We start from the raw sequence: 17,314 nt of genomic DNA on the forward strand, positions 1-17,314 counted from the left end.
CCCCGGGGGCCTGCCACACCCGGGCAGCGTGTCAGCCGGCGCCCAGGGATCTCACGCTGGTAACAGCGGAGCGGACTGCCGCCGCTGCGGTTTCCAGTTCCTCTGCGGTGACCGACGCGTCAAAGCTGAAGCGGACCGCCGTCTGCGCCACGTCGGCCGGGATCCCCAGGGCGGTCAGCACGGGCGAGGGCGCATCCGACCCGGCGGCACATGCCGAACCGCTGGAACACACCACGCCCTGGCGTTCCAGTTCCAGGAGCACTGACTCGCCGCTCGTCCCGGGGAAACAGAACGACGCAACGGACGGCAGCCGCTCGGTGGCGTCGCCGGTGAGGATCGCGCCGGGCACGCCGGACAGCACAGCGTGGATAAACCGGTCCCGTAGCGCGGTAACCCGGTCCTGCCGGTCCTGCCGGCCGGCCTGCGAGAGCGTCAGCGCCGTTGCCAGGCCAACGGCCCCGGCAACGTTTTCGGTTCCGGACCGCCTGCCCCGTTCCTGGCCGCCGCCGTGGAGTACCGGCTCCACCCGGGTACGGCCCCGGACGTAGAGTACTCCACAGCCCTTGGGGGCGCCGATCTTGTGCCCGGAGATGCTCAGCGCATCGACGCCCAGCGCCCTGGTGTCCAACGGCAGCCACCCCGCGGCCTGGACAGCATCTGTGTGGAAGGGAATACCGTGTTCCCGGGCCAGGGCGGCGAGCTCCGCCACGGGCTGCACCGTGCCCACCTCGTTGTTGGCGTACATGATGCTGGCTACCGCAGTTTGCGGACGGAGGGCTGCCGTGAAGGCTTCCGGGGTGACCCGTCCCGCGGCGTCCACGGGGACCACGTCCACGGTGAACCCGTGGAAGCGCTCCAGGTAACGGGCGGATTCCTCCACCGCGGGATGTTCGACGGCGCTGATCACCACGCGGTTCAATGCAGGATCGGCCGCCTGCCGGGCCAGGGCAATGCCCTTAACGGCCAGGTTGTCCGCTTCCGTCCCGCCGGAGGTGAACGTCACCTCTCCCGGCCGGCAGCCAAGCACTGCAGCCATGGAGGCACGGGCACCTGCGAGCGCCCGGGCTGCGTGCTCCCCCAGCTGGTGGTGGCTGGAAGGGTTGCCGAAGTCCCCGGTCAGGTAAGGCCACATGGCTTCAAGGACCTCGCGGCGGACTGGGGCGGTGGCGGCGGCGTCAAGGAAGATCATGGCGCCCACCCGGCTGTCAGCTCGATATCCAGGCCGAGGTCCAGTGCGGCCACGGTGTGCGTCAGGGCGCCGACCGAGATCACGTCCACGCCCGTGGCGGCGATGTCCGCCACGGTCTGCAGGCTGACGTTTCCACTTGCCTCCACGCGTGCCCGGCCCGCCACCAGGGCTACCCCGGCCCTGAGCTCTTCCACCGTGAAGTTGTCGAGCATGATGGTGTCCACCCCGGCTGCCAGGACCGGTTCGATCTGGTCCATCCGGTCCACTTCCACTTCGAAGTGGGTGGTGTGTCCCAGCTGTGCCTTGGCTGCGAGCAGGAGGCCGGTGAGTCTGCCCGGGTCCCCGCCGGTCATGACCGCCAGGTGGTTGTCCTTGGCCAGGACGGCGTCCGAGAGGCTGTAGCGGTGGTTTGCGCCGCCGCCGCAGCGCACGGCGAACCGTTCCAGGACGCGCAGGCCAGGGGTGGTCTTGCGGGTGTCGGTGATCCGGGCCTTCGTGCCTTCGGTGAGCTGGACGAACGCGGCGGTTTTGGTGGCGATGGCGGACATCCGCTGGACCAGGTTGAGCGCAACCCGTTCGGCGAGGAGGACGGAGCGCGCCGCTCCGCTGACCCTGGCGAGGTGCGTCCCGGCGTCGAACCTTTCTCCGTCAGCCGCCAGCAGGTCCACAGTGGTTGCGGGGTCGACGAGCTGCATGGCGTCGCGGAACACGGTGGCACCGCTCAGGACGCCGGGCACGCGGGCGTTCAGGACCGCGGTGGCGCGGGCATCGGCGGGTATGAGCAGTTGCGAGGTGATGTCGCCGGCGGGGGCGTCCTCCGCGAAGGCGCGCTCCAGGATGTCCCGGACGGGCGCGGCGGGGAGGGTGAGGTCCGGTGCAGTGCGGACGCCCGCGGCCGGGTTGAGTACCGAGTGTTCAGTCATGGAGGAGGATCGCTTTCGGGCGCAGTGGAATGGTCTCGGAGGTTTCAGCGGGTTCGTCTGCGCGATAGTGCGCGCCGAGTGAGTCGCGGCGGCGTAGTGCAGCGGACACCAGCAGCTGCGCAGCAAGCAGCAAGTTACGGTCCTCGTGCGCGGAAGGGTTGCGTTCCAGCGGCACAGAGTCTTCAGGAAGCACGACGGCGGCCCACCGGTGCAAGGTTTCAGCAGCCTCCGCCAGCAGCTCCCGCGACCGCAGAACCCCGGCATGCGAAGTCATAAGCCGCCGAAGAGCCTCCCGCGAAAACGGCTCCACAACCCCACCCCCACCGAAGCTGGCAAGCGCGCTCCCGGCCAAGGAATCAACCCCCGCCGCCGCGCCTGCTGAATCCGCTGGGAAGGCGACGGCCGAATCAGCGCGTCGCGGCAGGGGTGCGGAAGCGTGCGTCAAGGGGAGGCCGCCAGCGGCCGAGACAGCACGCGGAGCACCGCTGCCGCGAGGCGCGCCCCAGCCCCCGTTGTCATCAAAAGAAAGAAAAGCTTCAACAGCGCGCCGGCCGAAGACGAGTCCCTCGAGGAGGGAGTTGCTGGCCAGCCGGTTCGCCCCTTGGACCCCGGTGCACGCTACTTCGCCGGCAGCATAGAGGCCGGGAACGGTGGTGCGCCCGGAGAGGTCGGTGGCAACTCCGCCCATCCAGTAGTGGGCGGCCGGCGCGACGGGTACAGGTTCGCGGGTCCAGTCGATGCCGGCATCGCGGGTTTTCCGGGTGAGGGTGGGGAACCGCCGTTTAAGGAAGCCGGTGCCGCGGGCTTCCTCGATGGGCCGGGCGTCGAGGTAGACGTGGCCGTTGGGATCGCCGAGCCTGGCCAGGTGAAGGGCGATGCTGCGGGACACAACGTCGCGCGGGGCGAGTTCGGCGTCGGGGTGGTAGGCGCGCATAAAGCGCCGGCCGCCGGCGTCGACCAGGATTGCCCCTTCGCCGCGGACCGCCTCCGAAATCAGGAGCGGGCCGGCGTGGTCCGCGCGGCTCCCTGCGGCGGTATCCACGAAGCAGGTGGGGTGGAACTGGAAGAATTCGAGGTCTGCCACGGCCGCGCCGGCGCGGACGGCGAGCGCCAGGCCGTCCGCGGTGGCCACCGCGGGATTGGTGGTCTGGGCGAAGAGTTGTCCTGCTCCCCCGGTGGCGAGCAGGACGGCATCGCCGCCGATGCGTTCGGCGCGCCCGCCGCGAAGGTACTCCACGCCGGTGACCCGGCCGCGCTCCCGGACCAGGGCGGTGGCGTGGGCGTTGGTCAGCACCGTCAATTTTCCTTCCGCCTGTGCCGCGAGCACGGCGCGGATCAGCGCTTCTGCCACCCTTGCGCCGGTGGCGTCGCCGCCGGCGTGCAGGATGCGGGGCGCGCTGTGGGCTGCTTCCAGACCAAGGGCGGGACCGCCGTCGTGCCCTGCATCAAAAACCACGCCGAAACGCCGCAGCCCCGCAATGTCCTGCCGCGCCTCCGTGCACATCATTTTGACGGCCGCAATGTTGCAGTGCCCGGCTCCGGCGCGCAGGGTGTCTGCGATGTGCGCGGCGACGGTGTCTCCTGGAGCGGGGGCGGGGAGCACCGCGGAAATTCCGCCTTGGGCGTACCAGGTGTTGCTTTCATCCAGCGCGCCCTTGGACACCAGGACTGCCTCGGCACCGGCATCGGCCGCCAGCAGCGCAGCGTAAAGGCCGGCGATGCCGCTTCCGACGACGACCAGCCGGCGTCCCGCGGCGGTACCGGCGGCGTCCCTGGCATCCGGGAACGCAGCGGGCTGCGGCGCCGCTGCCAGGTTCCGTGTCATGACGGCCTGGCTGCGAGCATGCGCTCGAGGGCCGTCCGGGCATTGGCCTGCACGGCGTCGTCGACGGTGATGCGGTTAACCACGCGTCCGGCCACCAGTTCCTCAAGTACCCAGGCAAGGTAACCGGGGTGGATGCGGTACATGGTGGAGCAGGGGCAGATCACCGGGTCCAGGCAGAAGATGGTGTGCTGCGGGTATTCGGCGGCCAGCCGGTTGACCATGTTGATCTCGGTGCCGATGGCGAACGTGGTGGGTTCGGTGGCCGCGGCGATGGCCTTCCTGATGAAGTCGGTGGACCCGGCGGAGTCGGCGGCGTCCACCACTTCCATGGGGCATTCGGGGTGGACGATCACGTTGACGCCCGGGAAGTCCCGGCGCGCCTGCTCGATCTGGCCCACAGTGAACCGCTTGTGCACGGAGCAGAATCCGTGCCACAGGATGACCCTGGAATCCAGCAACGCCTGCTCGTCGTTGCCGCCCAGGTCCTTGCGCGGGTTCCACATGGGCATCTGCTCCAGCGGCACCCCCAGGGCCTTGGCGGTGTTGCGTCCCAGGTGCTGGTCCGGGAAGAAGAGTACCCGCTGCGCCCGCTTGAAGGCCCACTCCAGGACTGTCTTGGCGTTGGAGGAGGTGCAGACGATGCCGCCGTGCTCGCCGCAGAAGGCCTTCAGGGCTGCGGAGGAGTTCATGTACGTGACGGGAATGACCGGAACCCGGCCGTCGGCGTCGGGCTCGGTGCCGAAGACTTCGTCCAACTGCTCCCAGCATTCGGCCACGGAATCCGCGTCCGCCATGTCCGCCATAGAGCAGCCGGCGGCGAGGTTGGGCAGGATCACGGCCTGCTCCGGCTTAGAGAGGATGTCGGCGGTTTCGGCCATGAAGTGCACGCCGCAAAAAATGATCGCCTCTGCCTCGGGCCTGGTCAGCGCCGCGTTGGCGAGCTGGAAGGAGTCGCCCACGAAGTCCGCATACTGGACCACCTCGTCGCGCTGGTAGAAGTGGCCCAGGATGACGGCCCGGTCCCCCAAAGCGGCTTTCGCGGCGGTGATGCGTTCGGAAAGTTCGGCATCACCGGCGCGCTTGTATTCCTCCGGCAGCTGGCCCTGGCGCGGCGTCGTTACCGGGGCAACATCGGCGCTGGATGCCCCCGGGCCGTAGGCCGGTACCCCGGCGAGCGCCTCGGCGAGATCGTAATCCCACGGCCCTTGGGCCAGGGCGGGGCTGCAGGTGCTGCCCCTTGCTGCGGCGCCCTTTTCGGCCTGCTCGCGCGTGATCAGCTGGATGGCCGTGTTGACGCTGCTCATGGTGTGCTCCTGTTGTCTGGATCGAGGCCTGGCCGGCCGGTGAAGCGGTAAAGGCGGGGCGGGCGGTGCTTGCCGCCCTGCAGGAATTCGTTCGTCTCTTCGATTTCGGGGGTGGACTTGAGCTGGCGGCGGAAGTTGGCCGGGTCCAGCTCGCGGTCCAGCACGGCCTCATAGACTTCGCGGACCTGGGCCAACGTGAAGTATTCGCCCAGCAGGTGGTAGGCCACCGAGCCGTAGGCCAGCTTGTTGCGCAGGCGCCAGAGCGCGTAGTCCACGATGGCGTTGTGGTCGAAGGCGAGTTCCCCGAGACGGTCGGCCCGGAACCACTTCACGTTCTCGGAGACGTCGGCAAGCGCCGCTTCCGTCGGCTGGACAAGCGCCCAGTAGACGATGGAGACCACCCGCTGGGTGGGCGAACGGTGCAGGCCGCCGAAAGCGTACAGCTGCTCGAGGTAGCGGGGCGCCAAACCGGTAGTCTCCCGCAGGTTTCTGGACGCGGCGTCCTGCAGGGACTCGTCGTGGCTGAGGGGCCCTCCCAGCAGTGCCCATGATCCCTTGAAAGGCTCCCTGATGCGCCGCACCAGGGGCAGCCAGAGCGTGGGACGGCCGGACGATTCGCTGGGCCGCAGCGCGAAGATCACCGTGGAAATGGCAAGCGACGGCGGCGCGGCCCGGCGCTCCGACACGTTGGCTGAGCCGTAGTACATTGCCATCCTCCTTCCGGTCTGTCCTGACGGCCTTAGTTATGGTCACTATGACCATAACTGATTGTAGGGCCGGTGGCGGCGAATCGGAAATGCTTCCCGTCACACATGCGGTATGCGCCTGCCGCATGCCCCGCCCGTCCGGGTTCGGCTGAGGTGCCGTCAGGCGGTAAATTCGAGTGGTCCCAAGAGGACCCCCACCGATACCCCAAGAAGGTTTACTCCGCATGGCAACGAAGTCCGCCCCCGCTCCGGCCCAGGACCACCTGGGCCACAGCATGAAGCCCCGCCAGCTCACCATGATGGGCCTGGGAAGCGCCATCGGAGCCGGCCTCTTCCTGGGTTCCGGTGCCGGTGTCCAGGCTGCCGGCCCTGCGGTGCTCATCTCCTATCTCGTAGCGGGCACCCTCATCATCCTGGTGATGTGGGCCCTGGGCGAGATGGCGGCCGCCAACCCGAACAGCGGTGCCTTCTCCGTGTACGCGGAAAGGGCGCTGGGCAGGACCGCAGGAGCAACCATCGGCTGGCTCTGGTGGCTGCAGCTGGTGGTCGTGATCGCTGCCGAGGCACTGGGCGCTGCCGGTCTGCTCTTCTCGGTGTGGCCGGTGGTTCCGGTCTGGGCGCTTGCACTGGCGTTCATGGTCGTCTTCACGGGCATCAACCTGGCCGGGGTGCGCAACTTCGGTGAGTTCGAGTTCTGGTTCGCCATCCTGAAGGTCGCCGCCATCGTCCTCTTCCTGGCGGTGGGCGCGGCCCTGCTCCTGGGTCTGCTGCCGGATACCGCGTCGCCCGGCCTTGCCAACATCGTTGGCGACTTTGCTCCCCAGGGCCTCGGCGGCATCGCCGCCGCACTGTTCGTGGTGATCTTCGCGTTCGGCGGGACAGAGATCGTTTCGGTGGCCGCTGCCGAAACCGAAGACCCGGAGCACAGCGTGGGCAGGGCCATCCGCACCGTGGTGTGGCGCATCCTGGTCTTCTACATCGGTTCCGTTTTTGTCATCGCCGCGGTGCTTCCGGCCACGTCCGAAGCCCTGGCATCACCCTTCGCGGGCGTCCTCGACGCCGCCGGAATCCCCGGCGCCGCCACCGCCATCACCCTGGTTGCCGTCGTCGCGCTCCTGTCCGCCCTGAACGCAAACCTGTACGGCGCGTCCCGCATGGTCTACTCGCTTGCCGGACGCGGCGAGGCGCCGCGCTTCCTCACCCGGCTCAGCGGGGCGAGCGTGCCCATGCTGGCGGTAGGAGTGTCGGTGGCCTTCGGCTTCATCGCCACGGTGCTGGAGCTGCTTTTTCCGGAGAAGATCCTTCCGGCGCTTTTCCAGCTGGTGGGCTCCACATGCCTGGTGGTCTGGGGCAGCGCACTGGTGTCACAGCTGGTCCTGCGCCGCCGGGCGGACCGTGACGGCACTCCCCTGCCCCTGCGGATGAAGGGCTTTCCCGTACTCACTGTTGTTGGCCTGGCCCTGCTCGGAGTGATTTTTGCCGTCGGCTTCAGCGCCGAAAGCAGCCGCGTTCAGCTCTTCGGCACCTTCGCGCTGATTGCGGGCATCGCCGCCGCATGTGCTGTCGCCGCCCGGGTTGTCCGGCGCGCCCCCGGTCCGGCCGGGAACCGCACCGGCAGGTAGAGTGATGCCAGGCACCCAAGCGCCGGGTCCGCCCGGGCGCCGTACTTGATGAGGACACACAACATGAGCGGCAGGCACAGCGGCCAACGGCAGACGCACACCGTGGAGGGTACGGACCCGCAGCTGTACGTGGCGGTCCACGAGCCCGGGTCCGATGCCGGCCTGCGCCCGGTCCTGCTGCTGCACGGCTTTTCCTCCTCCTCGAAGCTCAACTGGGAGGACACCGGCTGGATCCAGTCCCTGCTCCAGGCAGGGCGCCGGGTCATCACGGTGGACCTGCCGGGGCACGGCCGCAGCGGCGCGCCCGAGGACCGTGATTCCTACTCCCCCAGCAGGATCCGCGCGGACCTGCTGCAGGCAGCGTTCGACGCCGGCGTGCGCCCCTTGCAGGAGGGTGAGCCTGGCAGTGGACTTGACGTTGTGGGATATTCCCTGGGCTCCCGGCTTGCCTGGGAGTTTGGTGCCACGCAGCCGGAGATCGTGCATCGGCTGGTCCTGGGCGGGCCCAACGTCGCAGACCCGCTGGCCGAATTCGACCTCATCGCCGCCCAGGACTACCTGGCCGACGGCACGCCGATTGCCGACGAATCCACTGCACGGCTGCTGAAGATGGCCCTGCTGCTGCCCAGCAACAACATTTTCGCCCTGCTGTCCCTCGTGGAGGCCATCAAGGCCGAACCGTATGACCCCGCCGAAGCCGTCCCGCACGTGCCAATGCTCCTGGTGGCCGGTGACCAGGACGAACGCATCGGCAGCCTTGACAAGCTCGCCGAGCTCGCAGCGGGAGCCGGAGCAACTGCCGAGCAGCTTGTCCTGCCCGGCCGCAACCACACTAATGCCGTGACCAGCAGGGCCTTCAAGCAGGCGGCAATCGACTTCCTCGCGGCCTAGCCCCCAACATGGCAGGGCCCTCGTGGCGGTAGGCTGAAACCAGGTGCACAGGAAGCCTGGAGGATCAGATGGGTACCCGTTTCGAGGACCGCACGGAGGCCGGCGAACGCCTGGCCGCGGTACTTCCGCAGTTCCGCGAGCGGCCCGATACCCTGGTCCTTGGCCTGGCGCGGGGCGGGATCCCGGTTGCCGCTGCCGCCGCAAAGGCCCTGTACCTGCCCCTGGGAACGGTTCTGGTGCGCAAACTGGGCATCCCGGGCCATGAAGAGACCGCGTATGGTGCGCTGGCGTGGGCCCGGGGCCGGACAGTCCGGCTGATCAACAAGCCCCTGCTGGACAGGGTGCTGGAGCACGGCGTCCGCAGCGAATGGCTCGATGAAGTGGAGCAGCGCGAGCGCGCCGAACTGCTCCGCCGGGTGGACCTGTACCCCGGAACGGACCATGATCTTGCCGGCAAAACCGTCCTGCTGGTCGACGACGGCCTGGCCACCGGAGCCACCATGAGGGCCGCCATCGAGGCGGTCCGCGAAGAGGGCGCGGCCACAGTGGTTGCGGCGGCACCGGTAGGATCCATCGACGCCGCGGCTTCAGTGGAGCGGGCCTGCGACGCGGTCCTGTGCCTGCACCTGCCCGGCAAGTTCCGCGCCGTCGGCAGCTTCTACCGCCATTTTGGGCAACTGACCGACGATGACGCGATCAGCTTCCTGAAGCAGTAGGAGTCCGCTGGACTACGCCTGGCGGCGGGCCGGACCACGTTGGTCCGGCCCGCCGTCGCGCTTCACCTCAGCGGGCGCTGATCAATGATGGCTGACACCCAGCGGGCGGCCCTTGGTTTCCTTGGCCAGCAGCACGCCGATGACGGAGATGACGCACAGGACCATGATGTAGATGCCGATGGAGCCGGCCCACTTGGTGGTCTGGAGGAGCGATTCGGCGATGGTGGCCGCGAAGGCGCCGCCGAGGATTGCGCCGAAGGCATAGCCGATCGAAATCCCGGAGTAGCGGACGTTGGCGGGGAACATCTCGGCGTACATGGCGGACATCGGGCCGTAGGAGAGGCCGAGGCCCACGGTGAGCACGAACAGGGCCACGCCGTAAAGCCGGATGTCCTTCGTGTCGATCAGGGCGAACATCGGAATCATCCACGCGAAGACGATGGCGTATCCCGCGAGGAACGTCTTCACGCGGCCGATGTGGTCGGAAAGCCAGCCGCCCAATAGTGTGAAGATCAGCCAGCCGAAGGATGCCAGGGTGGTTGCCAGGAGGACCGGCGGAGCAGGCATCTGCAGCGTCCTGGTGGCGTACGCGATGAAGAAGGCGATGAGCAGGTAGCCGGCGGCGTTGTTGGCGATGAAGATCATGGTGGAGTACAGGACCGGCTTCTTATGGCTGCGGACAAGCTCACCGAGCGGTGCCTTGCTCTCCGCCTTGCGGGCGGCCATCTCCTGGAACACCGGGCTCTCGGCCACGGCGCGGCGGATCAGGTAACCCACCACGATCAGCACGATGGACAGCAGGAACGGAACACGCCAGCCCCAGGCGGCGAATTCCTCCCGGGGCATGCTGCTGTTGAGGAAGAACAGCAGGCCGGTGGCCAGGATCATGCCCACCGGAACACCGATCTGCGGGTAGGCGCCGAACAGGCCTCGCTTGTTCAGGGGTGCGTGCTCCACCGCCATAAGCGCTGCCCCGCCCCATTCGCCGCCTGCCGAGAAGCCCTGCACGATCCGCAGGAGGATCAGCAGGATGGGTGCCCAGGCCCCGATCTGGGCGTAGGTGGGAAGCATGCCTATCAGGGCCGTGGCGGCGCCCATCATCACCAGGGTGAAAACGAGCATTGCCTTGCGGCCCAGCCGGTCACCCAGGTGTCCGGCAATGACCGCGCCCAGGGGCCGGAACAGGAAGCTGATGCCGATCAGGGCAAAGGAGAGGATCTGGGCAAGGCCTGGGTTGGACTCATTCAGCGGTGCCAGGAACAGCGGCGACAGCAGCGTTGCGGTCAGTTGGGCGAAGATGAAGAAGTCATACCACTCGATGGTGGTACCAACGAGGGTGCCGGCAAGGACTTTGCGCTCCTCCCGGCGTGTGCTGGGGCCGGCAAGGGTGTCCACCTTGGAAGGTGTGGTCATCGAAACTCCATTGTTCATAGGCAGCTGTGCCGCCGGGACGCCTTCAGGATTACCGACAGAACGGTCAGTTAGTTAGTAGGGTACTACGAAAATGTGAGCCGGGACACGGCGGAAATGAATCTTTTGCCGGTGGACGCTCAGAGGGCGCAGTTCTATATTTGAACCTGCAGTTCTGTAATAGAAGCAAATTTGCCGGATGCCCGGCCTGTACTCCGGCAAGCCACCTAGGATGGAGACCATGACTCCCACCGCTGCAGCCCCGGCCGGAGCAGCGCCGGCGCAGGCGTCCCCGTCCCAGACGCTCTCACGGGGAATTCGCGCCCTCGAAATCCTCGCGGCGGCGCCCGCCCCGCTGAGCATCGCCGAACTCGCGGATGCCATGGGCGTGCACCGCTCGGTGGCTTACCGGATCCTGCGGACCCTTGAAGACCATTCGCTCCTGGTGCGGGATGACGCCGGGAAGGTCCAGCCCGGGCCGGGGCTTGCCGTCCTGGCCCGTGGTGTTTCGCGTAACCTTCAGACGGCTGCCCTTCCGGAGCTGACCCACCTGGCGAACACGCTGGACATGACGGCCTTTGTTGCGGTGTGGGACCACCAGGACTGCATCACTTTGGTCACGGTGGAACCGCGGCATTCGGGAGCCACTGTGGCGCAGCGCCCCGGGACGCGGCATCCGATCAATGCCGGGGCACCGGGCATCGCAATACAGTCCGCCCTTACGGAGGTGGAGTGGGACAGGCTGGGCACCGGTGTGCCCTACCGTCCGGAGGCCATTGAGGCACGGCGCCAAGGATATGCCGCCAGCCACGACGAAGTGATCGCCGGGGTCTCCTCCCTGGCAGCCCCTGTCCGGGTGCCGGGCGGGCGGCCGGCAGCGCTCGCCGTCGTCTATATCCGCTCCCCACATGGTCCGGAGACGGTAGGGGCCGCGCTCGCCGGGAGCGCCGCGCGCATCGAACAGCAGCTGGCCTAGCTGGTAGCCGGGCCTCGGTCGTACCGTTCCTGCCCGCGGCGGAGCACGGCGGCGGCCCAGGCTCCGAGCAGCGCCAGCATCAAGGCCGCGCCCACAGGCACCAGGAAAGCTGCATGGTAGCCGCCGGATTCCGCAAGATGGCCGCCGAGGGAGGAACCCAGGGCGGTGCCGGCCACGATGCCGCTGGCCAGCGCCGTCATGACGGTGCCCAGCCGGCCAGCGGGGGCGAGCACCCCGCCTGCGGCAAATACCGTGACCATCACCGGTCCAACGGGAAGCCCCAGGACCAGCAGCACCGCTACCATGCCGGCCAGCGACGACGGCACCAGCAACAGCACCGCCAGCGCCGCCATCAGTACGGCCGAAAGGACCCAGCGCCAGCCGAGGCTGAACCGGTGCGGCCAGTAGGCGACCGACAGCGCGGCAGCAGCGGAACTCAGCCCCATTACGGCGTACAGGAGCCCGGCGAGTTCCGAACCCGAGAAACCGGCGGAGAACGAGCTAAGGCCGGCCTGCGTCGCACCGAAGAACGTTCCCATGCAGACCATGGCAAGCACGGGCAGGGCCGCCGCCCGCGGGATCCTGTCGCCGCCTTGGCTTCCGCCGGCAGCGCGGGCTGCCTTGCCAGGCTGCCGTACCGCGTGCCGGGTGGGGTGGTTGGCGAAGGCGGGCACCAGGATGATGGTCATGGCGGCCGCCAGTGCCAGCGGCAGCCAGGGAGCAAGAAGGCTGGCCAGGATTCCCACCAGGGCGGGTCCCAACACAAACGTCACCTCATCGGCGGTGCTTTCGTAGGAAAGCGCCGTGTCCAGGTCGCGCCTGCTGCCGGGCGCCGGCACTTCGGACGTGAGGGCCATCCATCGTACCCGTGCCAGCGGGCCCACCTGGGGGCTGCTGGCACCGGCCGCGAACGAGGCGGCAAGGACGCCTGCATAAGATGTGCCGGCATCATCCAGGCCGGCTGTCGCAAGGACAAGGCCAATCACCGCGACGGTATTGAGGACGGCGGCGGCCAGCAGGACCGGCCGCTGCCCTTGTCTGTCGGCCAAGGCACCCAGAAGCGGTGCACCCATCGCCGAGCCGATGCCGACGGCACCGGCAGCAGTGCCGCCCAAGGCATAGGATCCGCTGACTGAAGTGACCATCGTGAGGGTGCCCACCGTGAGCATGGCAAGCGGCAGCCGGGCGAAGAGTCCAAGGGGAATGAAGCTGCGGCCGGCCAGGTGGGAAAGCCGGGCGAACCTGCCGGCCGGTGCCGTCTTTGCTGTTGCTTCGGCATCCGGGGCGTTGTCAGGTGCCGCAGTGCGAGGGGTGCTGGTGGAAGGGTTCGCTGGTGAAGTCAATGTCCGGGCCCGTTCGATCGTGCGCATCGTCCCTCCTCCCGATGCGCGCAACCCGGTAACTGAAAAATTATAGCGCGCCGGTGCAGCGCCGACTGCACCGGCAAACCCAACGCACGTCAGGCCGGCGGGAGGCAGGCCAGGTCAGGGCAGGGCATCGAGGGTCTCGGAAATCCGGAGCGTGGACCCGTTCCGCCCCTTCAGCACCTGGAGCTGGGTGCCAATGCGCTGCTTCATCTCACCTACATGGCTGACGAGTCCCACCACGCGCCCGCCGTCGCGCAGCCCCTCCAGGGCGTCCATGACCTGTTCCAGCGACTGCTCGTCCAGGCTGCCGAAACCTTCGTCGACGAACAGCGTCTCGATTTCCACACCGCCCGATTCCTGCTGCACCACGTCCGCCAGGCCCAGGGCCAGGGACAAGGAAGCCATGAAGGATTCGCCGCCGGACAGGGTTGAGGTGTCGCGGCGGTAACCCGTCCACTGGTCCACCACTTGAAGCCCCAGCCCAGACTTGGCGCCCCGGGCAGCCCTGGCATCCGTATGCTGCAGCAGGTAACGGCCGTCGCTCATGTCCACCAGCCTTTCCGACGCTGCCAGGGCCACCTGTTCCAGCCGTGCAGCGAGGACGTAACTGTTAAGGCTCATCCTGTACGTGTTGTCCCCCCGGCCGGCCGCGGCGTCGGCAAGACCCGCCAGCATGGCTGCACGTTCCGCCGGTTCAAGGGCAGCCCCCGCCATGGCTTCATACTCCGCCTTGATGGCGGTTAGGGACTCCAGGCACCGGCCCGCGAGGCCGGCGGAAAGGCGTGCCTCGCGGGCCTTGTGTCCTGCATCCACCGCCTCCGTTTGCAGGACCGCATAATGTTCCTCGTCCACGGTGTAGCCATCGGACTGTTCCCCAAGGGCACGGACAATGTCCTCCGATTCAAAGAGTTCGGAGACCCGCACGGCTTCATCCTGCCCCGCGCGCAATTCGCGCTCGAGCGCAGCTGCGTTGTCGGCGCTAAGCAGCTGGTCCCGGGCTTCATCCGCCGTGCTGAATCCTGCTCTGGGCAATGCCAGCTCCAGTTGTTCCCGGGCCTCCATGGCCTGGTCCTGCGCCTGCTCCAGCTGTGCCTGTGCTTCCACCGCCTTGCCGAGCACTGCCACCGCAGCCTCGAGCGCACGCAGCCGACGGGACAGGCTGCGGTGGCCGCTGCGCAGTCCGGCCAGGGCCGTGTCCAGTGCGCCGACCTCCTCAGCCAGGCCGGCCTGGGCGGCCGCAGCCCGGGCAAGTTCCGCTTCCCTGCCGGCCTTCAAAGCGGCCGTCTCTGCGATGTCCGCATTCAGGGCATCCAGCCGTGTCCGGACGGAGGCCAGTTCCGTAACGGCAGACTCAGCATCGGCTGCCGCAGCGCGTGCTTCCCCGGCCGCAGCAACTGCTTCCTCTTCCGGCATGTCCCCGCCCTGGCCGGCGAGGACCGCCACCTGCTCGTTGGCCCCTGCCAACTCCGCACCGAGGGCGGTACAGGCGGCGTCGGCCGCCTCATACAGTGCGTGGGCGTCCTCTTCCTCCTGGGCGAGAGAGGGACCGCCAGTGCCGGCCGCAGCTGGTGCGGGGTGTTCGACGCTGCCGCACACCGGGCAGGGGCAGTCCTGTTCGAGCTGGGCGGCAAGTTCCGCGGCGGCGTTGGCCAGCCGTTCCTCCCGGAGGTCCAGCCAGCGGCGTTTTGCCTCCAGCTGGTGTTCCCGCGCGGCGTCAAACTTCAGCTTGAGGGCGTCGCGGGCGAAGGCTGCGCCGGCATGCCGGCGGACCACATCCAGGAGCTCGGCGGCCGCTGCCGCCTCCTTCGCACGCAGTGCAGCGGTACCGGCGCGTAACTCCAGCGGTTCCACGTCCCGGGCCAGCGTGACCCGTTCGTCTTCGAGGGTTGCCACGCGTTGTGCGAGTTCGTCGATTCCTTCAGCCAGGCCCTGCCGCTTCCCTGACAGTGCACTGTGCCGTGTCCGAAGTCCCTGCAGCCTGTCCTCGTCCGGCAGCCTTGCCTCAACGACTGCCAGCAGGGACCGCAGGCGCCCCAGCTCCTCCCCTGCAACCCCGGATAACCCTTGTGCGGAGTCTTCCGCGGAATCGAGACGGACTCCTGCCAGTTCGGGTTCCTCAGCGGCTGCAAGGCGCAGCAGGGTAACCGACGACTCCGCCGCGTTGGCCGCCCTTCGCACTTTGGCCCCGGCGGCATCAACACCGGCCAGATGGGCCGCAAGGACCTCCGCCTGCCGGTGCCGGGCAATCCTTGCTGCAAGACTTTCCAGCTGTGGCGCTGCGGACTGCACTGCTGCCCGACGGGTGACGGCAGCCTCAAGGCGGCGCCGCCGCTCGCGCCGTCCGATTTCCTCTTCCACTGCCAGCGCCCGCTCCCTGGCACCGGTTTCGGCGGCCACTGCCAGGTCCGCCAGCTCGCGATGGCGTTCCCCGACGGCTGCCACCATCCATTCCAGCCGTGCAGCCGGGTTGTCGGCAGGCGGCGCCCCCTCATTCAGGCCAAGGGCTCCAGCCTCCGATTCCGCCCGGGCAGTGAGAAGCTCAAGCCGGCCGGTCAGCTCGGCAACGTTGTCCCGGGCCTCTGCAGCCTGCCGGGCAAGTTCGTGTTCCAGTGCTTCGAAACGCTGCGTGCCGAAGAGCTTTTGCAGGAGTTCCAGCCGGTCGGCGGCCTTGGAGCGCAGGAAGGCAGCAAAATCCCCCTGGGGCAGCATCACCACCCGCGTGAACTGTTCACGGTCCATACCCAACAGTGCCAGGATTTCGGCCCCGGCTTCGTCGTTCCGCGCCGATTTTTCCACCCATGCGCCGTCCACGAGTTCCCGGAGGAGCGTCTTGGCCTGCTGGGTGGTGAAGCCGTTCTTCCCGCGTGCACTTGGCTTATCCCAGGCCGGTGAGCGCGTCACTTCGAAGCGGCGCCCCTGCGCAGAAAACTCGCAAGTGACTGCCGGTTCCCGGCCCGGCTCGGCGTGGTCGCTGCGCAAGCGTTTCCCGTCCTGCCGGGCACCGGGAACGGAGCCGTACAAGGCGAAACAGATGGCGTCCAGGACGCTGGTCTTCCCGGCGCCGGTGGGACCATTCAAGAGGAACAGGCCATGGCCGCTCAACCGGTCGAAGTCGATGTCCTCGGTGCCCGCAAAGGGACCGAACGCGGAAATGCGCAGGTGGTGGATCCTCATCGCGAGGCCTCCAGGACACGGACGTTCTCGAGGGCGGAGGTCAAGGCCGCCTTTTCAGCGTCGTCGGGGACGCGGCCCCTCACATGTTCCAGGAATCCGCAGCATACCGAAAGGTCATCCGGTGCCTGGGCCAGCCTGCTGCTGTAGGTTGCGGCTGTGGCGGCAGTTCCGCCCTGGGGATCGAAGCCCAGCACCAGGGTATGCGGGAAGCGTGCGCGCAGCCGGTCCATGGCCCGGGCCGGGCGCTGGGCGTCCGTCAGGGTGACCTGGCAGTAGGCGGTTTCGGCCCACTCGTGGTCCGGCGAGTCCAGGAGTTCAGGGAGCGTACCCCGGAGGACGGCAAGGGCACGGGGTGCCTCCCACAGGATTTCTTCTACGCCTGTGACCCCGCCGGCATCAATGTCCACCAGCCAGGCGCCTTTGCGGTGCCCGGCCTCGGAGAAGGAATATGCCAGCGGTGATCCGGAATACCTGACCTCCGGCGACAGGGACTGCCGGCCGTGCAGGTGCCCGAGCGCCGTGTAGCTGAAGCCGTCGAACAGGTCCAGGGGCACGGCCCCTACGCCACCGATGCTGAGGTCCCGCTCGCTGTCCGAGCTGATGCCGCCGCTTGCGAAGGTGTGGGCCAGGACAACGGGGTGGACAACAGAAGACGCTGCGCGACGTTGGACGTCCTGCCGGATCAACTCCGTGGCCGCCCGGGTGACTTCGAAGTGGGTGGCATCCACTCCGAGCTGCGCGGCAACCAGTCTGGGTTCAAGCCACGGAATGCCGTAGATGGCCACTACTGCTTCCCGCCCTGCCGGATCTCCGTCCAGGGGCAGCAGCAAAGGCTCGGCAAGGCCCTCCACCCGCGTCCTGAGGTGCACTCCCCCGCGTTCCAGCAGCCTGGCGGCGAAGCCGAGGCGGATAGCAGAGTCATGGTTGCCGCTGGTGAGGACCACCCTGGCACCGGCGGACGTCAGCCGGACCAGGGCTTCGTCCAGGAGGTGCACCACATCGACGCCGGGCAGCGCGCGATCATATACGTCGCCGGCGATCAGGACCACATCAACCCGGTGCCGGGACACCGCATCGACGAGCTGGTCGACGAAGGCGCGCTGGGCATCCAGCATGCCCACGCCGTGGAAGGAACGGCCCAGATGCCAGTCCGAGGTGTGAAGTAACCGCATATTCCTAAGCTATCGGCCGCCACTGACAGTTTGCGTTA

Annotated in this window: 13 protein-coding genes; 4 read left to right on the forward strand and 9 right to left on the reverse strand. The window is 68.1% G+C overall.

Going from position 1 to position 17,314, the window contains the following annotated elements; all coding sequences use genetic code 11:
- Positions 1-31: 31 nt before the first annotated feature.
- Genes ACLH0K_RS10755 through ACLH0K_RS10775 form a run of 5 tightly spaced genes read right to left on the reverse strand, consistent with a single transcriptional unit; the run spans position 32 to position 5,948 of the window.
- The gene (locus tag ACLH0K_RS10755) at positions 32-1,189 is read right to left on the reverse strand and encodes a cysteine desulfurase family protein (protein WP_411373596.1); all 1,158 of its coding nucleotides are present in this window, start codon (positions 1,187-1,189) and stop codon (positions 32-34) included.
- Positions 1,186-2,112, reverse strand: a complete 927-nt coding sequence (nadC, locus tag ACLH0K_RS10760) for a carboxylating nicotinate-nucleotide diphosphorylase (protein WP_411373597.1) — start codon at positions 2,110-2,112, stop codon at positions 1,186-1,188. The genes ACLH0K_RS10755 and nadC overlap by 4 nt, the downstream gene beginning before the upstream one ends.
- Complete coding sequence (nadB, locus tag ACLH0K_RS10765; RefSeq protein ID WP_411373598.1) at positions 2,105-3,937, reverse strand: L-aspartate oxidase; 1,833 nt, start codon at positions 3,935-3,937, stop codon at positions 2,105-2,107. The genes nadC and nadB overlap by 8 nt, the downstream gene beginning before the upstream one ends.
- A complete protein-coding gene (nadA, locus tag ACLH0K_RS10770) occupies positions 3,934-5,241 on the reverse strand; it encodes a quinolinate synthase NadA (RefSeq protein WP_411373599.1) in 1,308 nt (435 codons plus the stop codon). Before nadA ends, nadB begins: the two co-directional genes overlap by 4 nt.
- Positions 5,238-5,948 carry an NUDIX hydrolase gene (locus tag ACLH0K_RS10775; RefSeq protein WP_411373600.1) on the reverse strand — a complete coding sequence of 237 codons (711 nt, stop codon included), beginning with the start codon at positions 5,946-5,948 and terminating at the stop codon, positions 5,238-5,240. The genes nadA and ACLH0K_RS10775 overlap by 4 nt, the downstream gene beginning before the upstream one ends.
- A 224-nt stretch (positions 5,949-6,172) precedes the next feature.
- Between ACLH0K_RS10775 and ACLH0K_RS10780 the strand changes: the two genes are divergently transcribed.
- From ACLH0K_RS10780 to ACLH0K_RS10790, 3 genes are all read left to right on the forward strand, one after another.
- A complete protein-coding gene (locus tag ACLH0K_RS10780; protein ID WP_411373601.1) occupies positions 6,173-7,570 on the forward strand; it encodes an amino acid permease in 1,398 nt (465 codons plus the stop codon).
- Between the two features lie 63 nt (positions 7,571-7,633).
- Positions 7,634-8,461 carry an alpha/beta fold hydrolase gene (locus ACLH0K_RS10785; RefSeq protein WP_411373602.1) on the forward strand — a complete coding sequence of 276 codons (828 nt, stop codon included), beginning with the start codon at positions 7,634-7,636 and terminating at the stop codon, positions 8,459-8,461.
- A gap of 68 nt (positions 8,462-8,529) precedes the next feature.
- Positions 8,530-9,177 (forward strand): phosphoribosyltransferase, encoded by a 648-nt coding sequence (locus tag ACLH0K_RS10790; protein WP_411373603.1) that lies wholly within the window; start codon positions 8,530-8,532, stop codon positions 9,175-9,177.
- 81 nt (positions 9,178-9,258) lie between these two features.
- Here ACLH0K_RS10790 and ACLH0K_RS10795 read toward each other — a convergent pair whose 3' ends face one another.
- Complete coding sequence (locus ACLH0K_RS10795) at positions 9,259-10,590, reverse strand: MFS transporter (protein ID WP_411373604.1); 1,332 nt, start codon at positions 10,588-10,590, stop codon at positions 9,259-9,261.
- A 238-nt stretch (positions 10,591-10,828) separates the two neighbouring features.
- Here ACLH0K_RS10795 and ACLH0K_RS10800 point away from each other — a divergent pair, with 238 nt between their 5' ends.
- Complete coding sequence (locus tag ACLH0K_RS10800; protein ID WP_411373605.1) at positions 10,829-11,563, forward strand: IclR family transcriptional regulator; 735 nt, start codon at positions 10,829-10,831, stop codon at positions 11,561-11,563.
- Here the strand turns inward: ACLH0K_RS10800 and ACLH0K_RS10805 are convergent.
- The 3 genes from ACLH0K_RS10805 to ACLH0K_RS10815 form a co-directional block, all read right to left on the reverse strand.
- The gene (locus ACLH0K_RS10805; protein ID WP_411373606.1) at positions 11,560-12,933 is read right to left on the reverse strand and encodes an MFS transporter; all 1,374 of its coding nucleotides are present in this window, start codon (positions 12,931-12,933) and stop codon (positions 11,560-11,562) included. The genes ACLH0K_RS10800 and ACLH0K_RS10805 overlap by 4 nt on opposite strands.
- A 114-nt stretch (positions 12,934-13,047) precedes the next feature.
- On the reverse strand, positions 13,048-16,104 hold the full coding sequence (locus ACLH0K_RS10810) for an AAA family ATPase (protein WP_411373607.1): 3,057 nt from the start codon (positions 16,102-16,104) through the stop codon (positions 13,048-13,050).
- The gene (locus ACLH0K_RS10815; protein ID WP_411373608.1) at positions 16,101-17,276 is read right to left on the reverse strand and encodes an exonuclease SbcCD subunit D; all 1,176 of its coding nucleotides are present in this window, start codon (positions 17,274-17,276) and stop codon (positions 16,101-16,103) included. Before ACLH0K_RS10815 ends, ACLH0K_RS10810 begins: the two co-directional genes overlap by 4 nt.
- Between the last annotated feature and the right edge of the window lie 38 nt (positions 17,277-17,314).

The organism is Arthrobacter sp. MPF02, from assembly GCF_046605375.1.
Classification (GTDB): Bacteria; Actinomycetota; Actinomycetes; order Actinomycetales; family Micrococcaceae; genus Arthrobacter.

Bases quoted from the DNA above. Each gene is read 5' to 3' on its own strand.
- ACLH0K_RS10800 (WP_411373605.1), top strand. From the start codon at position 10,829: ATGACTCCCACCGCTGCAGCCCCGGCCGGAGCAGCGCCGGCGCAGGCG.
- nadA (WP_411373599.1), bottom strand. From the start codon at position 5,241: ATGAGCAGCGTCAACACGGCCATCCAGCTGATCACGCGCGAGCAGGCC.
- ACLH0K_RS10785 (WP_411373602.1), top strand. From the start codon at position 7,634: ATGAGCGGCAGGCACAGCGGCCAACGGCAGACGCACACCGTGGAGGGT.
- ACLH0K_RS10780 (WP_411373601.1), top strand. From the start codon at position 6,173: ATGGCAACGAAGTCCGCCCCCGCTCCGGCCCAGGACCACCTGGGCCAC.
- nadB (WP_411373598.1), bottom strand. From the start codon at position 3,937: ATGACACGGAACCTGGCAGCGGCGCCGCAGCCCGCTGCGTTCCCGGAT.
- ACLH0K_RS10795 (WP_411373604.1), bottom strand. From the start codon at position 10,590: ATGACCACACCTTCCAAGGTGGACACCCTTGCCGGCCCCAGCACACGC.
- ACLH0K_RS10790 (WP_411373603.1), top strand. From the start codon at position 8,530: ATGGGTACCCGTTTCGAGGACCGCACGGAGGCCGGCGAACGCCTGGCC.
- ACLH0K_RS10810 (WP_411373607.1), bottom strand. From the start codon at position 16,104: ATGAGGATCCACCACCTGCGCATTTCCGCGTTCGGTCCCTTTGCGGGC.
- ACLH0K_RS10815 (WP_411373608.1), bottom strand. From the start codon at position 17,276: ATGCGGTTACTTCACACCTCGGACTGGCATCTGGGCCGTTCCTTCCAC.
- nadC (WP_411373597.1), bottom strand. From the start codon at position 2,112: ATGACTGAACACTCGGTACTCAACCCGGCCGCGGGCGTCCGCACTGCA.
- ACLH0K_RS10775 (WP_411373600.1), bottom strand. From the start codon at position 5,948: ATGTACTACGGCTCAGCCAACGTGTCGGAGCGCCGGGCCGCGCCGCCG.
- ACLH0K_RS10755 (WP_411373596.1), bottom strand. From the start codon at position 1,189: ATGATCTTCCTTGACGCCGCCGCCACCGCCCCAGTCCGCCGCGAGGTC.
- ACLH0K_RS10805 (WP_411373606.1), bottom strand. From the start codon at position 12,933: ATGCGCACGATCGAACGGGCCCGGACATTGACTTCACCAGCGAACCCT.